At 42.8% G+C, this 853-nt stretch carries 1 protein-coding gene; it reads left to right on the top strand.

Annotated elements, in window-relative coordinates:
- The coding region (virB11, locus tag ACFINY_RS09800; RefSeq protein WP_375701075.1) for a P-type DNA transfer ATPase VirB11 at positions 1 to 853 on the top strand (853 nt) is incomplete at both ends.

The following is an 853-nucleotide window of genomic DNA, read 5'->3' as shown; positions in this document are numbered from 1 at the left end:
GCGAACTAGAAGGGATTGCAAAAGTTGTTGCTGCCTACACAACACAAAAAATCAGTGTAGAAAACCCCGTTCTCTCCGCAACACTGCCAAACAACGAACGCATACAAATTGTTATGCCTCCAGCAGTTGCAGCCAATACCATTAGCATGACCATTCGTAAACCTTCATCACGCACTTTTTCTCTTGAAAGTTTACATGAAAACAATCTTTTTTCTGTTGCCCAAAACACCAGTTTCACACCCACGCAACAAATGACAGAACGGTTATCCGAACTCTCTGATACAGACAAAAAACTAACAGATTTGTTTCTGGCCAAAGACTTTTGCACCTTTTTAGAAAGAGCCGTTATTACACAACAAAATATCTTAATATCGGGCAAAACCGGTTCTGGTAAAACAACCCTCTCCAAAGCTTTGATTGCAAAAATCCCTGACTATGAACGAATTCTCACCATAGAAGACACACCAGAACTTGTCGTTCCGCACGCCAACAAAGTGCAGCTCTTTTATTCAAAAGATAACCAAGGCTTAGCAAAAGCAGGTGCAAAAGAACTGCTTGAATCAGGATTACGCATGCGCCCCGACAGAATCCTTCTACAAGAGCTGCGTGATGGTACAGCCTTTTACTACATCCGTAATGTCAATTCTGGTCACCCCGGCTCCATTACCACCGTCCATGCCTCAACAGCCCTTGCAGCCTTTGAACAAATGACCCTTTTAGTCAAAGAAAGTGACGGTGGTGGTAATTTAGCACGCGATGATATCCGCGGCTTATTAATCTCGATGATAGATGTCATCATCCAATGTAAACGCCTCGAAGGAAAATTTCGTGTAACAGAAATCTATTACGACCC

This window comes from Bartonella sp. AA23NXGY, assembly GCF_042197165.1.
GTDB lineage: Bacteria > Pseudomonadota > Alphaproteobacteria > Rhizobiales > Rhizobiaceae > Bartonella.
Note: the sequence above shows the minus strand (reverse complement) of the source record. Positions and strands in the feature narration are given on the sequence as shown.